Source organism: Cognatundibacterium luofuense, assembly GCF_018139685.1.
Taxonomy (GTDB): domain Bacteria; phylum Pseudomonadota; class Gammaproteobacteria; order Burkholderiales; family Burkholderiaceae_D; genus Undibacterium; species Undibacterium luofuense.
In genome coordinates this window covers 1-386 of record NZ_JAGSPN010000241.1, presented here as the reverse complement: position 1 = coordinate 386, position 386 = coordinate 1, and the positions used below count along the sequence as shown (strand labels likewise).

1 pseudogene is annotated in these 386 nt (G+C 52.6%); it reads right to left on the bottom strand.

Annotation, left to right across the window (positions count from 1 at the left end):
• Positions 1 to 274 (bottom strand): annotated as a pseudogene (locus tag KDM89_RS20225) (sugar ABC transporter permease); the annotation flags it as partial.
• Between the last annotated feature and the right edge of the window lie 112 nt (positions 275 to 386).

Genomic DNA, 386 nt, shown 5'->3' with positions numbered 1-386 from the left:
GATTATTCACCAGCACCGCCAACAGGATGGCCGCCAGCTGGGTGCAAGGCACAACCAGCAAAAACACAAAGGAATTGCGCAAGCCAGTCAGGAACATTTCATTATTGAATAGCGCGACATAATTATCTAGGCCCACCCAATTGGTTTCGCGCATCAGGCTGAAATCGGTGAAACTCAGATACGAACCATACAGCACGGGCCAGAATGAAAAGGCCGCCAGTAACAGCAGCGCCGGTGTCACGAATAGCCAGGCTAACAAACGTTTTGAGCTCATGAGTGCGCGCGCCTCTGTAGTTTGCGGTTCCAGATCAACACCGCTTCGTCCAGCGCTTCCTGAATATCACGTTTACCGGTCACCCCGGCCTCCACTGCTTTCACCAGAAAGC